Source organism: Frankia sp. CoWAU3 (assembly GCF_977971855.1).
On sequence record NZ_CDWWXB010000106.1, the window covers coordinates 1 to 856 of the forward strand.

Below are 856 nucleotides of genomic sequence, written 5' to 3' on the forward strand. Positions count from 1 at the left end.
GGGCGACACCCACGCGGTGTCAGCTACTACGTCTGTGCCCGGAAGGGTGAGTACGTCGCGGCCGAGCATCCGGGCAAGGCGGACATCTGGCTCCGCGAAGATGACCTTGTACATGGGGTCAACACGTTTCTGGCCGAGCGGGTGTTCGGCGAGTACCGGTTGGATCTTCTCGACTCTCATCTGAGGGAAGTGGACGCGACCCGCGAGCATAATCGAAAACGGCAAATCGCGTCACTCCACGGCGCCATCGCTGACGCTGAGGCTCGTAGCAAGCGGTTGCTGCGCAACTTCGAACTTATCGACAACCCGGACCAGGACATGGCTCGCGACATCGCGGAGCGGCGGATCGAGCTGAGGTCCGAGCGAGAAGCCCTCCAGCAGGCGCTGATCGATCTTGAGGATGAGGATGCGGTGGCGCCCAATCCCGGCCTGTTGCGGGCGCTGCCGGTGGGCGCCGTCGACGTCGACAGGCTGCCTGAGGATCTCTCTCGCCGGCTCTTCGAGGCCCTTCGGCTCGAAGTCCGGTACAACCGCGCGACTAACATCGCAACTTGCCGGGTAACTCTGACAGGCGAGACCGTGCCAACCGCCGCTGGCGTCGGCGTTGACGCAGTCAGGGTGGTCCGGAAGGCTCCCAACAAGATCGAGAAGGAGGAGGCGGCCGTGCAGATCCGCGAGAGGATCATGCACGGGTCTGCGTGGTGCCCCCAACGGGATTCGAACCCGTGCTACCGCCTTGAAAGGGCGACGTCCTGGGCCGCTAGACGATGGGGGCGCGGCGACGACCCTCAGCGAGGCTGCGCATCCGCCCAACCGCGACGTCGATCGTCTGAAACACCGCAAGCATAGGGGATGG

The 856-nt window shown here is 64.6% G+C and carries 1 tRNA gene; it reads right to left on the reverse strand.

The features are described from left to right. Positions 1-699 precede the first annotated feature (699 nt). Positions 700-775 (reverse strand) — tRNA-Glu (locus AC08ON_RS11050). Positions 776-856 lie beyond the last annotated feature (81 nt).